At 62.8% G+C, this 19,684-nt stretch carries 18 protein-coding genes and 4 tRNA genes; 5 read left to right on the top strand and 17 right to left on the bottom strand.

The genetic code is table 11. The features are described 5' to 3' along the window. Nucleotides 1–54: 54 nt before the first annotated feature. From rplJ to R8L07_09830, 9 genes are all read right to left on the bottom strand, one after another. A complete protein-coding gene (rplJ, locus tag R8L07_09870; GenBank protein ID MDW3205839.1) occupies nucleotides 55–564 on the bottom strand; it encodes a 50S ribosomal protein L10 in 510 nt (169 codons plus the stop codon). A gap of 337 nt (nucleotides 565–901) precedes the next feature. Further along, on the bottom strand, nucleotides 902–1,600 hold the full coding sequence (gene rplA, locus R8L07_09865) for a 50S ribosomal protein L1 (protein ID MDW3205838.1): 699 nt from the start codon (nucleotides 1,598–1,600) through the stop codon (nucleotides 902–904). 5 nt (nucleotides 1,601–1,605) lie between these two features. Then, the gene (gene rplK, locus R8L07_09860; GenBank protein ID MDW3205837.1) at nucleotides 1,606–2,037 is read right to left on the bottom strand and encodes a 50S ribosomal protein L11; all 432 of its coding nucleotides are present in this window, start codon (nucleotides 2,035–2,037) and stop codon (nucleotides 1,606–1,608) included. A gap of 156 nt (nucleotides 2,038–2,193) precedes the next feature. Continuing rightward, complete coding sequence (nusG, locus tag R8L07_09855) at nucleotides 2,194–2,724, bottom strand: transcription termination/antitermination protein NusG (protein ID MDW3205836.1); 531 nt, start codon at nucleotides 2,722–2,724, stop codon at nucleotides 2,194–2,196. Nucleotides 2,725–2,784: 60 nt separating this feature from the next. Continuing rightward, entirely contained in the window at nucleotides 2,785–2,976 is a 192-nt protein-coding gene (secE, locus tag R8L07_09850) for a preprotein translocase subunit SecE (GenBank protein MDW3205835.1), read from the bottom strand. Nucleotides 2,977–3,356: 380 nt separating this feature from the next. Continuing rightward, nucleotides 3,357–3,432, bottom strand: a tRNA-Trp gene (locus R8L07_09845). Between the two features lie 65 nt (nucleotides 3,433–3,497). Next, complete coding sequence (tuf, locus tag R8L07_09840) at nucleotides 3,498–4,688, bottom strand: elongation factor Tu (protein ID MDW3205834.1); 1,191 nt, start codon at nucleotides 4,686–4,688, stop codon at nucleotides 3,498–3,500. A 136-nt stretch (nucleotides 4,689–4,824) separates the two neighbouring features. Continuing rightward, nucleotides 4,825–4,898 (bottom strand) — tRNA-Gly (locus tag R8L07_09835). An 87-nt stretch (nucleotides 4,899–4,985) separates the two neighbouring features. Then, a tRNA-Tyr gene (locus R8L07_09830) sits at nucleotides 4,986–5,070 on the bottom strand. 161 nt (nucleotides 5,071–5,231) lie between these two features. On the opposite strand from R8L07_09830, the gene rlmB reads away from it, so the two are divergent. Further along, nucleotides 5,232–6,065 carry a 23S rRNA (guanosine(2251)-2'-O)-methyltransferase RlmB gene (gene rlmB, locus R8L07_09825; protein MDW3205833.1) on the top strand — a complete coding sequence of 278 codons (834 nt, stop codon included), beginning with the start codon at nucleotides 5,232–5,234 and terminating at the stop codon, nucleotides 6,063–6,065. Between the two features lie 30 nt (nucleotides 6,066–6,095). On the opposite strand, the gene R8L07_09820 is transcribed toward rlmB, so the two are convergent. Both R8L07_09820 and R8L07_09815 read right to left on the bottom strand, forming a co-directional pair. After that, on the bottom strand, nucleotides 6,096–7,613 hold the full coding sequence (locus tag R8L07_09820) for a hypothetical protein (protein MDW3205832.1): 1,518 nt from the start codon (nucleotides 7,611–7,613) through the stop codon (nucleotides 6,096–6,098). 122 nt (nucleotides 7,614–7,735) lie between these two features. Further along, nucleotides 7,736–9,154 carry a hypothetical protein gene (locus R8L07_09815; GenBank protein ID MDW3205831.1) on the bottom strand — a complete coding sequence of 473 codons (1,419 nt, stop codon included), beginning with the start codon at nucleotides 9,152–9,154 and terminating at the stop codon, nucleotides 7,736–7,738. Between the two features lie 266 nt (nucleotides 9,155–9,420). On the opposite strand from R8L07_09815, the gene R8L07_09810 reads away from it, so the two are divergent. Next, a tRNA-Thr gene (locus R8L07_09810) sits at nucleotides 9,421–9,496 on the top strand. A gap of 39 nt (nucleotides 9,497–9,535) precedes the next feature. Here the strand turns inward: R8L07_09810 and arsJ are convergent. The 3 genes from arsJ to R8L07_09795 are packed head-to-tail and all read right to left on the bottom strand — an operon-like array spanning nucleotide 9,536 to nucleotide 12,657. Beyond that, nucleotides 9,536–10,744: an organoarsenical effux MFS transporter ArsJ gene (arsJ, locus tag R8L07_09805; GenBank protein ID MDW3205830.1), complete on the bottom strand. Its 1,209-nt coding sequence runs from the start codon at nucleotides 10,742–10,744 to the stop codon at nucleotides 9,536–9,538. A 7-nt stretch (nucleotides 10,745–10,751) separates the two neighbouring features. After that, nucleotides 10,752–11,795, bottom strand: a complete 1,044-nt coding sequence (locus R8L07_09800) for an ArsJ-associated glyceraldehyde-3-phosphate dehydrogenase (protein ID MDW3205829.1) — start codon at nucleotides 11,793–11,795, stop codon at nucleotides 10,752–10,754. A 13-nt stretch (nucleotides 11,796–11,808) separates the two neighbouring features. Further along, complete coding sequence (locus tag R8L07_09795; protein ID MDW3205828.1) at nucleotides 11,809–12,657, bottom strand: metalloregulator ArsR/SmtB family transcription factor; 849 nt, start codon at nucleotides 12,655–12,657, stop codon at nucleotides 11,809–11,811. Between the two features lie 337 nt (nucleotides 12,658–12,994). Here R8L07_09795 and R8L07_09790 point away from each other — a divergent pair, with 337 nt between their 5' ends. Both R8L07_09790 and R8L07_09785 read left to right on the top strand, forming a co-directional pair. After that, the gene (locus tag R8L07_09790; protein ID MDW3205827.1) at nucleotides 12,995–14,080 is read left to right on the top strand and encodes an efflux RND transporter periplasmic adaptor subunit; all 1,086 of its coding nucleotides are present in this window, start codon (nucleotides 12,995–12,997) and stop codon (nucleotides 14,078–14,080) included. Next, nucleotides 14,077–17,193 carry an efflux RND transporter permease subunit gene (locus tag R8L07_09785; protein ID MDW3205826.1) on the top strand — a complete coding sequence of 1,039 codons (3,117 nt, stop codon included), beginning with the start codon at nucleotides 14,077–14,079 and terminating at the stop codon, nucleotides 17,191–17,193. Before R8L07_09790 ends, R8L07_09785 begins: the two co-directional genes overlap by 4 nt. A gap of 7 nt (nucleotides 17,194–17,200) precedes the next feature. Here the strand turns inward: R8L07_09785 and R8L07_09780 are convergent, their stop codons facing one another. Then, nucleotides 17,201–17,953, bottom strand: coding sequence for a YdcF family protein (locus R8L07_09780; GenBank protein MDW3205825.1), 753 nt, complete (start codon nucleotides 17,951–17,953; stop codon nucleotides 17,201–17,203). Continuing rightward, complete coding sequence (locus tag R8L07_09775; protein MDW3205824.1) at nucleotides 17,950–18,981, bottom strand: tetratricopeptide repeat protein; 1,032 nt, start codon at nucleotides 18,979–18,981, stop codon at nucleotides 17,950–17,952. The genes R8L07_09780 and R8L07_09775 overlap by 4 nt, the downstream gene beginning before the upstream one ends. A 118-nt stretch (nucleotides 18,982–19,099) precedes the next feature. On the opposite strand from R8L07_09775, the gene fliN reads away from it, so the two are divergent. After that, complete coding sequence (gene fliN, locus R8L07_09770) at nucleotides 19,100–19,411, top strand: flagellar motor switch protein FliN (protein MDW3205823.1); 312 nt, start codon at nucleotides 19,100–19,102, stop codon at nucleotides 19,409–19,411. 15 nt (nucleotides 19,412–19,426) lie between these two features. Here fliN and R8L07_09765 read toward each other — a convergent pair whose 3' ends face one another. Beyond that, nucleotides 19,427–19,651, bottom strand: a complete 225-nt coding sequence (locus tag R8L07_09765) for a sulfurtransferase TusA family protein (GenBank protein ID MDW3205822.1) — start codon at nucleotides 19,649–19,651, stop codon at nucleotides 19,427–19,429. Between the last annotated feature and the right edge of the window lie 33 nt (nucleotides 19,652–19,684).

The raw sequence follows: 19,684 nt of genomic DNA, 5'->3' as shown, positions 1-19,684 counted from the left end.
TCATCACTCCATTCAGGCAGATTGTTTGGACTCGTGCTTGTCCCGAGCCGCACCTCAATTCGAGCTTCCGTACGCGGAGAACACGCGGGCCAACTGGCCAGCCGGCGCCTGAAGCACGCCAGCAACCTTGGTGGCCGGAGCCTGGATCACGCCTACGAGCTTGGCACGCAGCTCATCGAGCGAAGGCAGTTTCGCCAGCGCATCGACTTGAGCGGCATCAAGCCCGGAGCCGTCCAGCCCCCCCGCGACGACCGAGATCTTCTCGTTGGTTTTCCGGTAATCGGTCACCACTTTGGCAGCCGCAACCGGATCCTTCGAGAAGGCGATCGCCGTCGGACCCGTGAACACCTCGTCCAGGTGCTCGAACTTCGTTCCCTTCAGCGCCAGCTTCACGAGCGTGTTCTTGGTTACCTTGTAACCCGCACCCGCATCGCGCATCTTTTGCCGAAGGTCCGAGACTTCCGAAACCGTCATGCCGGACTGGCTGGTAACAACCACCAGGCTGGACGCTTCAAAGGTCTCGCGCAGCTCGGCGACCAGGGCTTCCTTTTTCGATCGGTCCACTGATCGTCTCCGCTGTTGTGGTTCGTCCCGCCCCATGAATCGTTCGGGGCAATCAGAACCGGTTTCAACAAAGTCCGCCTTTTCAGGGGCGAACCCACTTCCTGCCCGGGAGGATGGAAACGGCGATCGAGCCCGGCCGACAGTCGACCCGTTACGAACTCCGTCTGCATTCCAGTCCTACCTATCTCATGACGGCCGGTGCCCCGCTTAAGGCCGAACCGGAAAACCGGGCCGACCACCGTCAATCTCGGACAGGTACCCGCGTATCCCCGGCGAACCGGAAAACGCGGTTCTCCGGAACGGCCGAAGCCGCACCGGAAACCCTAACCGCGCGCCCTTAGGCCTGCGGCTGCGCCGACGCCAGGTCGAGCTTGATGCCCGGGCCCATGGTCGACGAAATCGAAACACGCTTGATATACGTGCCCTTCGCACCCGACGGCTTGGCCGACTGGATGGCGGTCACGAAGGCGCGGACGTTCTCGGCCAGCTGCTCGGAGGAGAAGCTCGCCTTGCCGATGCCGGCATGAACGATGCCCGCCTTTTCGGCACGGAACTGAACTTCACCGGCCTTGGCGTTCTTCACCGCGTCGGCGACGTTCGGCGTCACGGTGCCGAGCTTCGGGTTCGGCATCAGGCCGCGCGGACCCAGAACCTTACCCAGACGGCCGACGATGGCCATCATGTCCGGCGAGGCGATGACACGGTCGAAATCCATCATGCCGCCCTGAACCTGTTCCATCAGGTCCTCGGCACCGACAAAATCGGCGCCCGCCGCCTTGGCTTCATCGGCCTTGTCGCCCCGCGCGAAAACCGCGACACGAACAGACTTGCCGGTACCGTGCGGCAGCGCGCAGGCGCCACGCACCTGCTGATCGGCGTGACGCGGATCGATACCCAGGTTCATGGCGATTTCGACGGATTCGTCGAATTTCGCGCCAGCGCCCTTCAGCAGATCGATCGCTTCTTCCACCGCGTAGAGTTTCGTGCGGTCGATGCCTTCGTAGGCACCCTTCAGTCGCTTACCCAGTTTCGCCATGACGCTTACTCCGTCACCGTGATGCCCATGGCGCGCGCCGAGCCCTTGATGGACTCCATCGCCGCTTCCACGGTCACCGCGTTCATGTCCTGCAGCTTGGCTTCCGCGATCTCGCGCACCTGCGCGATCGTGACCGAGCCGACCTTTTCCTTGTTCGGCGTGCCGGAGCCCTTCTGCACCTTTGCAGCCTTCTTCAGGAAGTAGGACGCCGGCGGCGTCTTTGTCACGAAGGTGAAGCTGCGGTCTTCATAGGCGGTGATGACGACCGGAGTCGGGGTTCCCGGCTCCATCGACTGCGTCGCCGCGTTGAAGGCCTTGCAGAATTCCATGATGTTGATGCCGCGCTGACCCAGAGCCGGGCCGACGGGCGGGGACGGGTTCGCCTGACCCGCCTTGATTTCGAGCTTGATGTAGCCCGCAATCTTCTTCTTCGCCATTTCAAACCTTCCTTTTCGTCGTTTCCACCGAACCACCCCTGCGGGGCTGCCGGTCGGCGGATAAGGTCGCGCCGCGGTTCAAACGGCTCCCGGTGGACTTGTCCGGGACTGGCCTGCCGCGACGTTTCTCGATCGCTGTAATCGCGAACCCGACCCTCAGAGCTTTTCGACCTGGGAGTATTCGAGTTCGACCGGTGTCGCGCGACCGAAGATCGACACCGTAACCTTGAGCCGGGCCTTTTCCTCGTCCACTTCCTCAACGGTGCCGTTGAAGGAGGTGAAGGGCCCGTCGCTGACGCGCACCTGCTCGCCGATATCGAAGGTGATGGAGGGTTTCGGACGCTCCACACCTTCCTGTACCTGGTCGAGGATGCGCTGCGCTTCCTTTTCGGAGATCGGCGAAGGACGCTTGCCGGTTCCCAGGAAGCCGGTGACCTTGGCGGTGTTGCTCACCAGATGCCAGGTCACATCGTTCATCTCGCAATTCACCAGAACGTAGCCGGGGAAGAACTTGCGCTCGGCATTGACCTTCTTGCCGCGCCGCATCTCGACGACGGTTTCGGTCGGAACCTCAACCGTCTCCAGCATGTCTTCCAGACCTTGAGCCTGCACCTGCTCCATAATGGACTCGGCCACCTTTTTCTCGGAGCCAGAGAACACGTGCACTACGTACCAGCGTTTCGCCACGACCTACCTCATCGTTCATACCTGCGACCCGCCGCAACCGCGGATCGGACTAAAGCGGGATCAGCGCCCCAGAATGAGCTGGACCAGCCAGGCGATGATTCCGTCCACCGCGAGGAAAAAGACCGCCATGATCGTCACCATGATGAAAACCATCAGGGTGGCGATGCCCGTTTCCTTTCGGGTCGGCCAGGTCACCTTGCTGGCTTCCTGTCGCACCTGGCGGACGAACTGCGCGGGATTGGTCTTCGCCATGATCCTTCGTCTCACTCCTTAAAAAGCACCGCGGTCTGGACAAACCCACCGAACCGCTTCACTGTAATTTCACCGGGCGAAACCCGGCGGATTTCCGCCACTTTTCGGTCGCCCAGATGCATCCCTGGCGCCCGGCAAGACGGAAAACGCGGTGTCGCGCCCCGATCTTTACGCTGGAGCGACGCCGCGTGAAACCGGCGTGGTGTAAGCCTTTCAGGCCGTAAGCACAACACCCCAAACGCAAAAAACCGAAATCCGGCATAAAAAACTTGCGCGCGTTTGCCCTTTCGCCTCGCGGCTGTTCGGCAAACGCGTCGCAGATCTATACGCTTTTTCCGGCTCCCCGGCCTGCGCTGCGAAGCGTCTGTCACCGGGAAAACTGGCAGGGGCACAAGGATTCGAACCCTGGACCTACGGTTTTGGAGACCGTCGCTCTACCAACTGAGCTATACCCCTACGCGGTACGCGAACTCTCGGAAGGTGCCGGGGCCGCCCTCAGGGCACCCCGGCATACCGTAACCTTACTCGATGATGGACGCGACGACGCCGGCACCGACGGTGCGGCCGCCTTCACGGATGGCGAAGCGCAGACCTTCGTCCATCGCGATCGGCGCGATCAGCTCGACATCCATCGAAATGTTGTCGCCCGGCATCACCATTTCCGTGCCTTCCGGCAGCGTCACCGTGCCCGTCACATCCGTCGTGCGGAAGTAGAACTGCGGACGGTAGTTGGTGAAGAACGGGGTGTGACGACCGCCTTCTTCCTTCGTCAGAATGTAGGCTTCGCCCTTGAACTTCGTGTGCGGCGTGATCGAGCCCGGCTTCGCCAGAACCTGACCGCGCTCAACGTCCTCACGGCCGATGCCGCGCAGCAGCGCGCCGATGTTGTCGCCCGCTTCGCCGCTGTCCAGCAGCTTGCGGAACATCTCGACGCCCGTCACCGTCGTCTTCTGCGTGTCGCGGATACCGACAATCTCGATTTCCTCACCGACCTTCACGATGCCCTGCTCGACGCGACCGGTCACAACCGTGCCACGGCCCGAGATCGAGAACACGTCTTCGATCGGCATCAGGAACGGACGGTCCTTCGGACGATCCGGCTGCGGAATGTAACGGTCGACTTCCGCCATCAGCTCGAGGATCTTCGACTTGCCGATGTTGTCGTCACGGCCTTCCAGCGCCGCCAGCGCCGAACCCGCAACGATCGGAATGTCGTCGCCCGGGAAGTCGTACGAGCTCAGCAGCTCGCGCACTTCCATCTCGACCAGTTCCAGCAGCTCTTCGTCGTCGACCTGGTCAACCTTGTTCAGGAAAACCACAATCGCCGGAACGCCAACCTGACGCGCCAGAAGAATGTGCTCGCGCGTCTGCGGCATCGGGCCGTCCGCCGCGTTCACGACCAGGATCGCGCCGTCCATCTGCGCCGCACCCGTGATCATGTTCTTCACGTAGTCAGCGTGGCCGGGGCAGTCCACATGCGCGTAGTGGCGCGTCTCCGTCTGATACTCAACATGCGCCGTGTTGATCGTGATCCCACGCGCCTTCTCTTCCGGAGCCTTGTCGATGTTCGCGTAGTCCATGAACGTCGCGCCGCCCGTCTCCGCAAGCGTCTTCGTGATCGCTGCCGTCAGCGTCGTCTTGCCATGGTCAACGTGGCCAATCGTGCCAATGTTGCAGTGCGGTTTCGTACGCTCGAACTTTTCCTTCGCCATCTTTTTCCGCTTCCCTACGTTCGCGTCACTCAGGAACGCTCGTTTCACACAGCGTGCGCCCGGCAACGGACCGCACCATCTCGAACCTCTCTGGCCATTCGATCCCGTGCGCGTGGCCGGATCCTGGCCGACAACCTGGAGCGGGTGATGGGAATCGAACCCACGTAGCCAGCTTGGAAGGCTGGAGCTTTACCATTAAGCTACACCCGCAAAGCACATTCGAAGCGCCCGGTCCGGCCCGCCGGATCGACCGCTTCGCGATGCTCTGGCCGACAACGGAGCCGCTTTGAGCGTCGGTGGTGGAGGGAGTTGGATTCGAACCAACGTAGGCTAAGCCAACGGATTTACAGTCCGCCCCCTTTAACCACTCGGGCATCCCTCCAGATGACACCGACAAGCCGCTCCGCACGGCGGGACGGGGTTTAGAGTCCCGCCCGGCCCTTGTCAACGGGCAAGTTGCGGAATCCCATCGACAAATCGTTCCACCGGCGCAAACCCCTCTGGCCGCTTGCCGCCCAGGCATTCTGGGCGTAAGACGCGGTCATGAACAAACCGAAGAGATCACGGCCGCAAAAGCGGCAGAACCGCCAATCGGGCGCCCGGTCGGGAGGCCCGCAGAGCCGCCCGCGCAAGGATGGCGGATCCTCCGGTGCCGGCGGCAATCGCTACTGGCTGACCGGCGCCCATCCGGTCGCAGCCGCCCTTGCCAATCCTGAACGCCGCTGCGGGCGGCTTGTGGCGACCGAGCAGGCCGCCGAGTCGATCGCCGCCGCCGCCGCGCGCCGCGGAATCGCCATCGAAGTCGGAAACCGCGAAGATATCGACCGTCTCGCCGGGCCGGACAGCGTCCATCAGGGTCTGGCCCTGGAAGTTCTGCCCCTGGAACCGCCTGCCCTGACGGATCTGCCCGATGCCCAGCCCGGCCGGCCCCTGCTGATCCTCGATCAGGTGACCGACCCGCGCAATGTCGGCGCGATCCTGCGATCGGCCGCCGTATTCGGCGCGGTCGCGGTGGTGGTGCAGGATCGCCATGCTCCGCCGGAGACTGCCGCCCTGGCGAAGACGGCCTCCGGCGCATTGGAAACCGTTCCCTTCGTTCGCGTCGGCAATCTCGCCCGCGCGATCGACGAGATGAAACAACTCGGCTACTGGATCGTGGGCCTGGCCGGCGAGGCGGAAGAGACCATGACGGACCTGCCGGTAGACCGGCCGCTGGCGCTGATCCTGGGGGCGGAAGGCGACGGCATGCGCCGCCTGACCCGCGAGGCCTGCGACGGGATCGTCCGCATCGCCATGGCACCCAACGCCGTCGGGTCGCTCAACGTCTCCAACGCCGCGGCCGTGGCACTTTACGCCGCAAGCATCCGGAAGGGGTGACCGCGCCCAAAGCGGAGATGCCACTTCCCGTCAATGGATTTGCGGCAACCCCGCCTTCCGCCTCGCTTCATTGGCGGAAATTTTTGCAAGCGCCAGTTTCTTTTCCTGCTCGTAGTAAGGAACGGGATCTGTTTCCTTCGTCGGCTCCAATTGCGCAAGCCGCGCCGCTTCAATCTTCACAGTGAAATCTTCCTCGGTCACCTTGGTCATCAGCGTCGCCTGCTCGGCGAGCTTGGTTTCCTTCGCGGCTTCTTTCGCTGCCGGCAATTCATCCCCAACAGCCTTGAGGACGTCATCCTTCCCTTCATCCAGCACTTCGGCAAGTGTCGTCAGGAATTTGACCTCGTCCTTGACGGTGGAAACGGTCGCCTTAACCGTGATCGGCACGAGTTCGGTTTCGCTGGGAACAAGTTTCATCTGTTCAGTCTCAAGTTCCTGGACCCTTCGCTTGATCGCACTGGTTTCCTGGTCGATGCCGGCATAGCGCTGCGGCAGTTGTGCGATAAGCTCCGATCTTACGACTTGCCGCAAACGCTTCAGCCTTGCTTCCGCGGTGGCCAGTCGATTGGTCTTTCCCTTCGGCGCATCGTTCAGAATATCGACCTTATCCTGTTGAGCGATAACCCGTGAATCCGAATTGACGGCCGCGGCGACCGCGGCAAGACGGGCCGCCCCTTCCGCCGCGTAGCAGGCTTCCCCGTCACCCGCGAGGTCCGGGTTCACCTCGCAAGTGGTCTTCATTTTGTCGAGTTGGCGGAGGCGCTTTGTCAATGTGTCGATCTGGCTCTGCAGCAAACGATAGCTGGCCTTCCGGCCGTCGGCGAAATCGGTTGGCGCCGGCGGCATCGGCATCCACGCCGACGTGGTCCCCTTCAGAGTCTGGATCGACATGACCGTCCCCTTGGAAACCTTACTGAACAAGAGTAAATCGGAGGCGATAACCTTCGTCGTTCCATCCTCTTGCAGTCGCATCAGGTCAATCTGGAAGGTCACAGCTTGGTCGCGGGAAAACCAGCCGTCGTCATCGAAGAACTCAAAATGTTTGGGTTGAAGGTAAAACTGTTCCTTCCCCTCTTCACTCTCTTGGATGACGGCTTCCAGATAGAAGACCGGGTCACCAACGATTCCCAGTTTTTTGCTCAACGTTCCCAACTGCGCCTCTGTCATGGTTCCGCGGGACGGCGCCGAGGGCGTATCGGGGTTCACGTTGCCTTTGGCGATAACGAGACAATGGAAGGAGCCATTGATATTCAATTCCGGCGGCTTGGGTTCCAGAACGTTGGCGACCGTTTCGACGCGTGTCGGCGTCAACGCATAGGCGTATGTCGCAACATGGCTTGAACCGATCTGTTCCGCCTTCCCGCCTTCACCGGCCTTTCGGACCGCACTGACGGCTGCATCGTACGATTTTTCAAGAATGATCGGCCCGAATGTCGTGACCAAAGACAGCAGAAGGGGGCTCAGCTCAACGCCGGCCTTCCGAGTATTTGTGTAGACAGGGCACGATTCGAGAACCGCAACGCGCGTTTCCAGTCGCGGTTTGCTCATAGCTTTCGTCGGAGCAGTCACACCATTCGATTGGCTGCAGGCCGCTAAAAGAACAGCGCTCCCCAGGATCATACCGCTGAATGCCCGGCACCTTTTCCCCTGCCACATCTCGTCATCCCCCTCTATGGATTCTCAATTCCGAGTGACGCCGCATCGACGGGTGCCGCCGTATTGGAAACCCGGACAAAAGCGTATTCATCGACGCCGCACTCAGTCTCTTCCCGCCCCGCTTTGGAGTGCACACCAAACACGACCGGGCGAAGTGCACCGTTATCCGATGCCTCCATTCCGAAAATCGGAGCGCCGCTGAAGCCGCCTGAAGTGTTGCAGGCATGAACCACGCAGCCATCGGCATCCGGCATCGTCACGAAACAAGTCTTGTCCAATGTGACTTTAACGCGATCCCGCCAATCCGATTTCCTCTCAAAGGAGGACAGGCCGATTATCGACGCAAATCCCAACTGACTTGGCGACCGCACCGCATAGCCCGGGACGGACGTTCCATTCGTCGCCACAGGAACGATCAGGGTATCGTCCTTCGTACCAAAGGCGGACAGAAAGGCGCCCCCCGGATTACCTACGGGATAGGAAGAGTTCAGATCGGCGAGAAGATAGAAACGTATCTTGCCGTCTTCGAAGTGGGCACTTGTGAACCGGGCTTCGCCGTCCCGGCCATCATCGCGATGATAGAAACAATGTTTCGCCGTCAGAATTCGAGTGTCATCCACCCTCATCGCGGTGCAGAACCCGACCTCGGTTTCATCATTAGTTCGCCAGACGAGGAACCCGACCAGCGACAGGATACCCGATGATTTGACCTGATCCGGAAGTTCGTCGATCCCGCTGAAACACGCCTCATTAACTTCCGAGGACGCGGAAGACACAGCCTCTCCCCGATAGTGACTCGATGCCCGCGCGACACAAGTCGACCTGAGATAGGCTTCATAATCGGCATCTGTCAGCAGCGCCCCGGCAATTGCGATCCCGTCCCCGCTAACCGGGCTAGTCTGCGGGACATCAATTCCGCCAGGGATTACGCCGCCGCCATCCACGACATCACCGTAGGGGTTTACGTCATCCAGAGGGAAGTCCCCAAAATCGGGGCCGCTTCTCGGCACGTCGATTTCAACCGGTATCGTATCGGCACCGCTTACGACATCGGGCTGCAGCTGGATACCCGACGGGAGCCCGAGCGTGACCGGGAAGGACGGGTCGATCTGCGGATACCGCTGCGGAGGCTGGTAGCCGGGGATCGTCGTCGTAACCTGAGGATCGCCCCAGGGTTTTAACGTTTCGTCGTAGCCTTGCGACGGGGCCAGCAGGTTGTCCAGGGAGTTGGCAAATCTCTGGCGACGGGCCGATTCAAAGTAATCTTTCAGTTCCGATCGAAGGTACGGGTCATCCTCAATGCGCGCATAGTTTGGATATCCGCCCTGAGGCAGCGCGAGAGCACGATCTTGCAGGGACTGCCACGCGCCGGCACCAACTTCCTGCGCCTGTAACGATGTCATCCCGGCCGGACTCCCCGCGATGGCAAGCAAGAAAATGGCGCCCCCGACAGGGAAAGCCTGTTTCCTGCTATTCCAAGGCCACGCGAACAGTACCGGCCCCCTCATAGCCCCCCCTCCGAGTCAACTATGCTCCGGAGAATCGTATGGTTATTACCCTAGATTGCAAAGTCAAAAAAACGAACCCACACCTTGCCTGTCCCGCCATCCAGAGGCTGCCCAATTGCCCATCCCGGGGCCGCGCGTTGAGGATTGATTTCACGGCGGCTTGGCGGTAGACCCTGCTCTGCCCCTCACGGGCCGGATTAGCTCAGCTGGTAGAGCAGCGGTTTTGTAAACCGAAGGTCGCGGGTTCGATCCCTGCATCCGGCACCACACCTTTCCAGAACAGCGACGCCTGCCCGAACACGCCCTTCAGGGCGTCGCCTTGCGTGGCAGGGCGAAGGTGATCGCGGCGCAAAGGGTCAGCATGACCAGCGATCCGGCAATGCAGCCGGCCAGACCGCCGACCTGATAGAGCAATCCGGACAGCAGCGTTCCCATCAGGCGCCCGGCGGCATTGGCGGCATAGTAGAACCCGACATCCTCGGCCGCCTTCTTCGATCCCGCATAGACCAGGATCAGATAGGAGTGCAGCGAGGAATTCACCGCGAAGGCGACGCCGAAAATCATCAGGGACGCCACGACGACCGTCTGCAAGGCGACCGGCGGCGCGGCGTCGACCAGCAGGGCGGCAACCAGCGCCGCCGGAATCGCTGCCAGGATCACGCCCCAAAGGCGCGCGGCGGGGACTTCGCGGCTGAGCCCGTCCGTGCTGCGCGGCACCAGACCCGGGGCGATCGCCTGAATGGCGCCATAGGCGATGGTCCAGGCTGCGAGAAATCCACCCACTTCCCAGAAATCCCAGCCGGAGGCGTAGAGAAAGACCGGCAACCCGACGACGAACCAGACATCCCGCGCGCCGAACATGAAGATCCGCGCAGCCGCCAGAATGTTGACGCCGGGCGACTTCGCAAAGAGCTCCTTCACCGATTTTGATGCGGCGGAGATACCGAGACCCGACGGCAGGGTCGCGATACAGGCCACCAGAATTCCTGTGAGCATGGCTGCCATGCCCAATAGCGCGGGCACGAATCCGGCGGCATCGAGAAGCAGGCCACCGAAGAAGAAGCCAAGGCCCTTGGTCGCATTCTTCGATCCGGTAAACCAGGCCACCCACCGGAACAACTGATTGTTGCCGTCGACCGATGTGATCTTGATCGCCGATTTCGACGCGGTCTTCGTGATGTCCTTCGCGATACCGGCGACGCCCTGCGCCAGGACGACCCAGACCACGGACAGGGCCGCCCCCCAATCCGGTCGCAGTGCCGACAGGAACAACAGCCCGGCGATCTGCAGCATCAATCCCAGACCGAGCATCCGGCGGATGCCGAAGCGTGATGCCAGCCACCCGCCACCGAGATTGGCGAAGATGCCGGCGGCTTCGTAGAGCAGGAACAGGAAGGCCAGGGTGAAGGGCGAATAGCCGAGCTGATAGAAATGCAGCAGGACGAGCATGCGCAACGCCCCATCGGTCAGGGTGAACCCCCAATAGGTGGCCGTGACGATCAGGTAGTTGCGCATGACGCCGTCACAGGCCTTCTGCGATCAGCTTGTTGGCGAGATCGACCATTCGGCAGGCATAGCCGAGTTCGTTGTCATACCAGGCATAGACCTTCAGCAATGTCCCGTCGGTGACCATGGTGCTGGGTCCGTCGACAATGGCGCTGCGGCTGTCGCGCGCGTAATCCGCGGAGACCAGGGGGCGGTGTTCCAGCCCCAGAATTCCAGCCAGCGGGCCGGACGCCGCCGCTTCGAACAGGGTATTGACCTCCTCCGCCGAGGTGGCGCGGTTCAGTTCGAAGACGCAATCGGTCAGGCTGGCATTCAGGACCGGCGCGCGAACCGCATGCCCGTTCAGCTTTCCGACCAGTTCCGGAAAGATCAGGCCGATGGCGGTCGCGCTGCCGGTGGTGGTCGGCTGCAGCGACAACAGTGCGGAGCGGGCCCGGCGCAGATCCTTGTGCGGCGCGTCGGTGACGACATTGGTATTCGTCGGATCGTGGATCGTCGTGATCTGACCGTGCCGGATTCCCAGCGCCTCGTGCACGACCTTCACCACCGGGGCGAGGCAGTTTGTGGTGCAGGACGCCGCGGTCACGATCCGGTGGCGTTCCCTGTCGTAGCGGTCGTCATTCACGCCCATTACGACGTTCAGGACATCGGGATCCTTCACAGGCGCCGCGACGATTACCCGTTTCACACCGCGGTCCAGATATGCCTTCAGTTGCTCGACCTTCCGAAACTTTCCGGTGCATTCCAGGACGATATCGCATCCCAGATCGCCCCACGGCACGTCTCCCGGCTCGGCGGCATCGGAAAACCCGATCCGATGGCCGTCGATCCGGATTCGATCGTCTTCCCCTGCCTCGAACCCGGCGCGCCAGCGGCCCTGCACGCTGTCGAACTCCAGCAGATGCGCCGTGGTCGAGGCACCGCCGGAGATCTCGTTCACATGAACGATGTCCAGACCGGCCTGCGCATTCGGATCGGCGGGATCGCGGAATACGCCCCCCATGGCGGCGCGCAGAGCCAACCGACCGATCCGACCCATACCGTTGATGCCGATACCCATGTTCCATCGCCCCCTAAGCGTCCTGAGTCGTACCGAATCCCAGCGCGTCCAGCCGGGCTTTGACCGCCATCCGGTCCAGCGTTCCGAACGGCAATCGGATGAAGGTTTCCAGTCGGCGCCTGATCATCCCGTAGAGTGCCTTCAGCAGCACCGCCCGCTCCATGGCGCTGCCCTCGAACCGCGCGGGATCGGGAAGCGGCCAGGCGGCCGAGACAACCTGATCCCCGAAATCGGGGCAGGCCTGGCCCGCCGCCGTGTCGCAAAGCGTGATTACGAAATCCATCTGCGGCGCGTCCGGCGTCGTGAAATCGTCCCACGACTTGCTGCGCGCCGATGCGACATCGAAACCAAGTTGCTTCAGATTGGCGAGAACATCGGCATTCGGCGCCGATACAGGTTCGGCCCCGGCCGAATAGGCGCTGAACCTGCCGCCGCCGATGCGGTTGAGAACCGCCTCCGCCATGATCGAACGTGCGGAATTGTGGGTGCACAGGAACAGAACATTGAAGCGCCCCGTGATCGGGCGCTCTTCCTCCAGATCGGGAAACAGTCGGGCGATATCCCCGCACAGGTCCGTCCGGCCGCCGCAACAGGTTTCCGTCACGAAGGTGACGAGCTGACGCAGCCCCAACAGGCGCACGGCATAGACCGTTGTCCGACCTTGCCGTGTGGACTGGACAAGGCCGGCCTGTTCCAGGGCCGAAAGGTGAAAGGACAGCGTCGAGGACGGCATGCCGATCTGCTGCTGAACCTCCCCGGCCCGCATTCCGGAGGGCCCGGCCGCGATCAGCAGGCGCAGAATCCGGACGCGGGATTCCTGCGCCAGGGCTGAAAAACAGGTTGCTGCCTTCAATTCATCCATTTCTCTAGAATAGTCGAACAATTAAGCCGACAAAAGCGCTTTTGTACGCCTTCACCCAAACTTCATACTGCTTGAACATTCCGGGATGGACGGCGTCGGGACGCCCCGTTCGCCCTGACCCCAAGGCCGCGCCCTTATTTGCGAAATCGAAGGAAAAAGTGTTCGAAACCTGCGACGGATTATCGGCGCAGCCGCGTCTGATCTTGGGCCAGTGCGAATCGCATCAAGGATTTTCCGGAATACGGGACCAGGATAGAAACTTCGCCTGTTCATGATAGTTTCATCCGGAACCGTGGCCGGATGACCGGAATGCACGTCGGATGGAGGGTGGCGGACATTGGGTATTTTCAAACAGTTTCTGGTCATCCTTGTGCTGGTCGGGCTGGGCGCTGCGGCCTGGAAGATCGGCCAGCCACCGGAAACCGAGAAGGACGTCACCGCCACGCGCCCCGACGTCCCGATCGCCGTCATCGTGCAACGCGCCGAATCGGCCGAAATCCGAATCCGACTGGAAGCGGTCGGCACCGCCCGCGCCTTTCGCTCCATAACGCTGCACCCCGACTCGGCCGGAGAAGTCACCGCCGTCCGTTTCACGGCCAACAGCTTTGTCGACCGCGGCGCCGTTCTGGTCGAGTTGCGTCAGGATGCGGAGCGCCTCGATGTCGAACTGGCACAGGTCCAGCTTGAGGACGCGCAGCGCAAGTTCGACCGACTGGAAAAACTGAGCGCCAGCGGCACCTCGACCCAGGCCGCCCTGGATGAGGCCCGCACCGCGTTGCGCAGCGCCCGGATTGCCCTGCGCCAGGCCCAGGTGGCCCTGGACGACCGTTACGTTAAGGCACCCTTCGCGGGATATATCGGCCTGACCGATGTCGAAGTCGGGGACCGCATCGATCCGGCGACGTCGATTGCGACGCTGGACGACCGCGAGTTGTTGCTGATCCGGTTCGATGTGCCGGAAGCGCTTCTGGGGCGTGTGCGCCCCGGCGACGCGGTATCCATCGCCGCATGGGCCGGAAGCGCCACGGCGGACGGGATCGTCGTTGATGTCGACAGCCGGATTGACCCGGATACGCGCACTTTCGCCGTTCGCGCCGAAACACCGAACCCGAACGACGCGTTCCGGCCCGGCATGAGTTTTCGCGTGACCCTGGATCTCTACGGCCAGCGCCGCCCCACGGTTCCGGAGATCGCCATACAATGGGGCGGTGACGGATCGTTCCTGTGGACCGTTCGCGACGGCAAGGCAGCCCAGATCCCCGTGCAGATCGTGCAGCGGCAATCCTCCCGCGTCCTGGTCGACGGGGATCTCGAACCCGGCGATCCGGTTGTCGTGGAGGGCCTGCACCGGATGCGCGCCGGGCGGGAAGTCTCCGTCACCGTGCGCGAAGCGCCGGTCGCCGATAACGGCACCGAATCGTGACCGGCCGTCCGGACAGGGAGGATCTGCCCTCCACCAGCGTGCGGCGACCGCTTCTGGCGCTGGTTCTCAATCTGCTGATAGCACTTGCCGGACTGGCTGCCCTGACGGCGGTGGAAGTCCGTGAACTCCCGAACGTCGACCAGCCGACCGTGACGGTGCGCGGCATTCTACAGGGCGCGTCGCCCGAAACCATGGATGCGGAGGTCACCAGCATCGTCGAGGGCGCCGTGGCGCGCGTCACCGGCGTGAAAGAGATCCGGTCATCCAGCGAAGAGAACAACTTCCGGATTCGCCTCTACTTCTCCGCCGACACCGATCTGGATACGGCCGCCGCCGATGTGCGCGAAGCCGTCAGCCGGGTTGAACGGGATCTGCCCGACGATGTCGAGGAACTGACCGTCATCAAGGCCGATGCGGATGCCAGTCCGGTCCTGCGCCTGGCCGCCGTCGCCGACGGGATCGGTGAGGAGGAACTGACGCGGATCGTTGAAAACGACATCGTGCCGGATCTGATTTCAGTCAACGGAGTCGCCGACGTCACCCTGTACGGGGACCGACGGCGGATGTTGCATGTCGTCCTCGATCCGATGCGGCTCAGCAGTTATGGGCTGACCGTGACTGATGTCGCCAATGTCCTGCAGAACGCCCCGTTCGATATTCCGGCCGGCAGTTTCGCCTCCGTCGACCACGAACTGATCGTGCGTGCCGACGCGACGGCGGAGACCGCCGAGGAAATCGAAGGGATCGTCATTCGCGACCCGGTCAAGATCGGCGACGTCGCCATGGTTTTCTTCGGACCGGAAGAGGCGGAATCCAAGGTCAGGGTTGATGGCCAGACCGTCATCGGCATGGGGATCATCCGGCAGGCCAAGTCCAACACGATTGAAATCTCCGACGGCGTCGAGGCTGCGCTGAAAAGGCTGAATGCGCGTTTCGATACCGTTCAGGTGATCGAGGTCTCCGACGATGCCGAATTCATTCGCGGATCGGTGCGCGAGGTCGTGGTGACCCTGCTGCTGGCCGTGTCGATCGTGGTGCTGACACTGTGGCTATTCCTCGGCACGCCCAGCGCCACGCTGATCCCCTGCATCTCCATTCCGGTTGCCCTGATCGGCTCTGTCGCCGCGATCTGGCTGATGGGATTTTCCATCAACATCATCACGCTGCTGGCGCTGGTTCTTGCCGCCGGGCTGATCGTCGACGATTCCATCGTGGTCCTTGAGAACATTCAGCGCCGGCGTGCGCAGGGGCTGGGCGGGCGCGCCGCAGCGGTCCTGGGCACCCGACAGGTATTCTTCGCCGTCGTCGCGACCACGGCGACCCTGGTTTCGGTCTTTGTACCGATTTCCTTCCTGCCCAGCGACGCCGGTCGTCTGTTCCGGGAATTCGGTTTCGTTCTGGCCGTCGGGGTCATCATATCCTCCTTCGTGGCCCTGACTCTGGTGCCGGCACTGGCGGCCAGGCTGGGCGACGAATCGGACAGCAAGGGGTTGGGCATCCATCGGGCGATTGCCTGGTGCGGCGACCGGCTGGTGCAGCTCTACCGCGCGACCCTGCACGGTGCCCTGGCCATGCCGCTGGTCGTGCTTGTCCTCGCGGGGGCCGGGGCCGGTGGCGCCTGGTTTGCATTCCAGAACATCGACCGCGAGCTGCTGCCGACCGAGGACCGGGGACAGATTTTCGTCTTCGGCACCGGACCGGACGGGGTCGGGCTTTCCTACACCGGGCGGCAGGCCGACAAGATCGAAGCGGTGCTGCAGCCCTATGTCGACAGCGGCGAGATCACCTCGATCTACACGATTGTCGGCCGCTGGGATCTGAACCGGGTCTTCGTCAGTGCGCCGCTGGCCCCCTGGCATGAACGCACGCGGCCGCAATCGGACCTGGTCGCGGAACTGAGACCGCAGATGAACGAAATTCCGGGTATGCGAATAAGCGTCTACAGCCCGAACAGCCTGAACATCCGGTCGAACTCCACCGGTCTGGAAATCGCCCTGATCGGCAATGACTATCTGCGCCTCTATGAAGCTGCCCTGACGCTCAATCGGGCGATTGAGGACCGGCTGCCCGGACTGTCCAACGGACGGATATCCTACCAGCCGACCCAGCCGCAACTGGTCGTTCAGATCGACCGGCGGCGGGCATCCGACCTGAATGTCTCGCTCGACGACCTGGCGGCGACGCTCAGTGTCACCATCGATGGCGACGAACTGGTCGACCTCAGCGTCGGGGACGAAACGATCCCGATCCTGCTGGCGGCCGGGGACGGGGCAATCAACGATCCCAGCGATCTGCTGAATCTTTATGTCCGCAGCGCCGACGGCGCGCTGGTACCGCTGTCGTCGCTGGTCAGTCTGAAGGAGGAAGGCGTTGCCGCTGAACTGGACCGTCATGTCCAGCGCCGCGCCGTGGAGATCGACGCCGATATCCGGCTCGGCTATCCGTTGCAGCAGGCGGTGAGCGACGTCGAGGCACTGGCGGATGAGGTTCTGCCGGGTGATGTGGACCTGATCCTGCTGGGTGAGGCGGCGACCCTTCAGGAAACCGAAAGGGACGTGCTGATCACCTATATCATTGCCATGGCTGTCGTGTTCCTGGTTCTGGTCGCCCAGTTCGAAAGCTGGACCAGCGCGCTCGTCGTGGTCCTGACTGTTCCCTTCGGCGTCGCGGCAGCCCTCTATGCGCTGCTGCTGACCGGCACGACGATCAATATCTATTCCCAGATCGGTCTGGTGATGATGATCGGCCTGATGGCAAAGAACGGGATCCTGCTGGTCGAGTTTGCCGATCAGCTTCGGGACCGCGGCCATTCCGTCGCGGAGGCCGTGCGCCGGGCCGCCCTGGTCCGGCTGCGCCCCATCATGATGACCCTGATGTCCACGGTCGTCGGCGGCCTGCCCCTGATCCTGAGTGCCGGGCCAGGCTCGGAAGCCCGGTCGGCCATCGGCTGGGTGATATTCGGGGGTCTGGGGACCGCCGCGGTCTTCACGCTGTACCTGACACCGGTCGTCTATCTGTGCCTGGCGCGACTTTCCTCGGCCCGCGCCCGGCACGGACAGCAGTTGGACAGGGAACTGAAAGAGGCGGAGTCCATCCCGGACGGAACCGGCTGACGGCCGATTACCAGTAGAGATCGCTCAGGGCGATCCGGCCTTTCAGGACATAAACCAGACTGGCCGAAACCTCGTATCCGACATTGCCCCATAGCGCGAGTCCCTGGACGGACGGGATGAAGTCCAGCGCGGAGAGGCCCGCCTCGATTCTTGGCGCGCGAAACCCCGCGATCGGCACGCCGACAGCCCGCAGACAGGCGAGGGCGCGCCGACCATGGATCACGTCGGTGACGGCGTAAACGGACGTCCACCCATGGCGATCCATGGCGTCCCGCGCGGCAAGGGCATTGTCCCAGGTATTCCGTGCCGTGTCGTCGCGAATGGCCCGAATCCCGTCCGCCGCCAGCATCTCCGCAATCACCTGCGCCTCGGTCGGCCATCCATCCCGTGAAGGGCCGCCGCTGACCATCACGGGGACGCCCGATCCGGCGGCAGCGTACCGACCGACGGATGCCCTGCGCATGGAGGCATCGGACGGCCAGAACCGCCCGTACCCATCCGATGCGATGCCGCCACCGAAAACGAAAATCGCCGTACCGGCGGCGGGGGTCGGCCACGGAACATCTGGCACCGGCAGGCGCCATGCCTCGGCGGCAAGCCTCGGGCCGGCCGGGAAGGACAGAGCGAACAGAACAATGGCGGCAGCGAACAAGGCCCTGTGGCGTACCGGACGGCCATATCGGATCCAGCCGAACGCGGCGGCCGCAAAAACCAGCCAGAGCCCGATATTCGGAATGATCAGGGCGGCAACCGCTTTCATTCTATGACGGTGCTCTCGATTTGCCCGGTGGCCGTGGGCGGCGTGCCGCGCCGTGTGTCATAGTCACGCCGTGCCAGCAGTTCCTGGCGTTTCAACCGGATCAGTTGCCGCAATTCGTCATAGGCCCCTTCGGACCCCTGCACGGCGGCGCGATAGGGATCACGAATTCCCGCACGGGCAGCGAATTCCCGTGATACGGCGGCATAGTCGGCCGGGTCGGCCGGGGCGCTGCCCAGCGCAGCCAGATCAAGCCATCGCGCTACGCTGCCATAATCGGGCGCCCGGGCCGATCCAGGCTGCGCGTCCTCAAGCATGGCAGCCGCCAGATTGTACTGAGCCGCCGGGAGGCCTTCTCTTGCCGCCGCGAACAGCCATTGAAGCCCCGCCGTCCGGTCCGCCGGATCCGTTGAGCGCCGCAGCGCGAGCCCGACCAGATTGCGCGCCTTCACATCGCCATCCTGGGCAAGCAGGCGCAGTTTGGCGAGCACGTCCAGCCCGCCCCCGGCATTGAGTTTATGCTTCAACGTTTCGAAGTCATCACCGGCCTCCAGCACCGGATCGGAGTCGACGGCCAGTGCCGGCGGCAGGTCGGGAACCGCAATCCCCGCCGGAAGGCCCTGTCCCGCCTCTTCGACGATCCGACCAAGGACGGCGGCATCAAACTGACGCGCCAGCGCATCCCGCTGGGCCGCGGCCCCTTCCGCCCCCAGTGCCGCCGCACGCGTGAACCAGTAGAGCGCGCGCTCTTCATCCTTGGCCACACCGTACCCGTTGGCGAGCATCCACCCCAGATCAAGCGCTGCGGCAGGATGATCCTGCTGGGCCGCCGCCCGGAACCAGCGTACCGCTTCAAAGTCATTCTGCGGCGCACCGACTCCGCTCTCATAGGCGCGGCCCAATCGGAACTGCGCATCGGCATCCCCTGCCTCGGCTGCCGGAATCAGCCCGGATTGGGCGGAAAGGGCGCCGGGATATGCCAATCCCAGGAACAGTGAAACGGCGAAAAACAGTCTTTTGAACAGAACCATGGGGGGCGATCCGGCCTTTGACTCGCGGCGTTGGGAAGCCGATATACCATGGACGCAGGGGCGAATCGACGCGTAGACTTGCCCGGTTGGAAACATTGGGTGCGAACGGACGTTTTTCATGGCCGACGAAGGCGACAAGGGAGCATTGGCAGCCGCCGCGGCAGACGCGGTCAACCGCGCCGGACGGGTCAGCGCGGTCAACAAGATCGGCGTCGACATCACCGCCGTTCTCGGCACCGCGGAAATGAAGGTTTCCAATCTGTTGAAGATCGGCCGCGGGGCCGTGATCGAACTGGACCGCCGTGTCGGCGACACAGTGGAAATCCGATGCAACGGCATGCCCATCGGCCGGGGTGAAATCGTCGTCGTGGAAGACCATCTGGCCGTTTCGATCACCGAGATATACAGCAAGTCCCAGATCAACGACTGACTGCCATCCTGCGTATCACCCTTTTCGGATTTCGAAGGTAAAGACCCCGTCCGTTTCATCGGATACCGTCATCTCGTGCCCCTGAGATTCACAGAAGGCCCGCATATCGGCGGGTGAACCGGGATCGGTTGCGCGCACCACCAGCACACCCCCGGACGCCAGGGACTTCATGGCCTTGCGCGCCTTCAGGACCGGTAGCGGGCATTTCAGGCCCGTCGCGTCCAGTTCTGCCTTTTCCATCCGTCTCAATCTCCGGCTTGAGAAGCTAACATT

This window comes from Alphaproteobacteria bacterium, from assembly GCA_033344895.1.
In the GTDB taxonomy this organism is placed as follows: domain Bacteria; phylum Pseudomonadota; class Alphaproteobacteria; order UBA8366; family Aestuariispiraceae; genus Pacificispira.
Note: the sequence above shows the minus strand (reverse complement) of the source record. Positions and strands in the feature narration are given on the sequence as shown.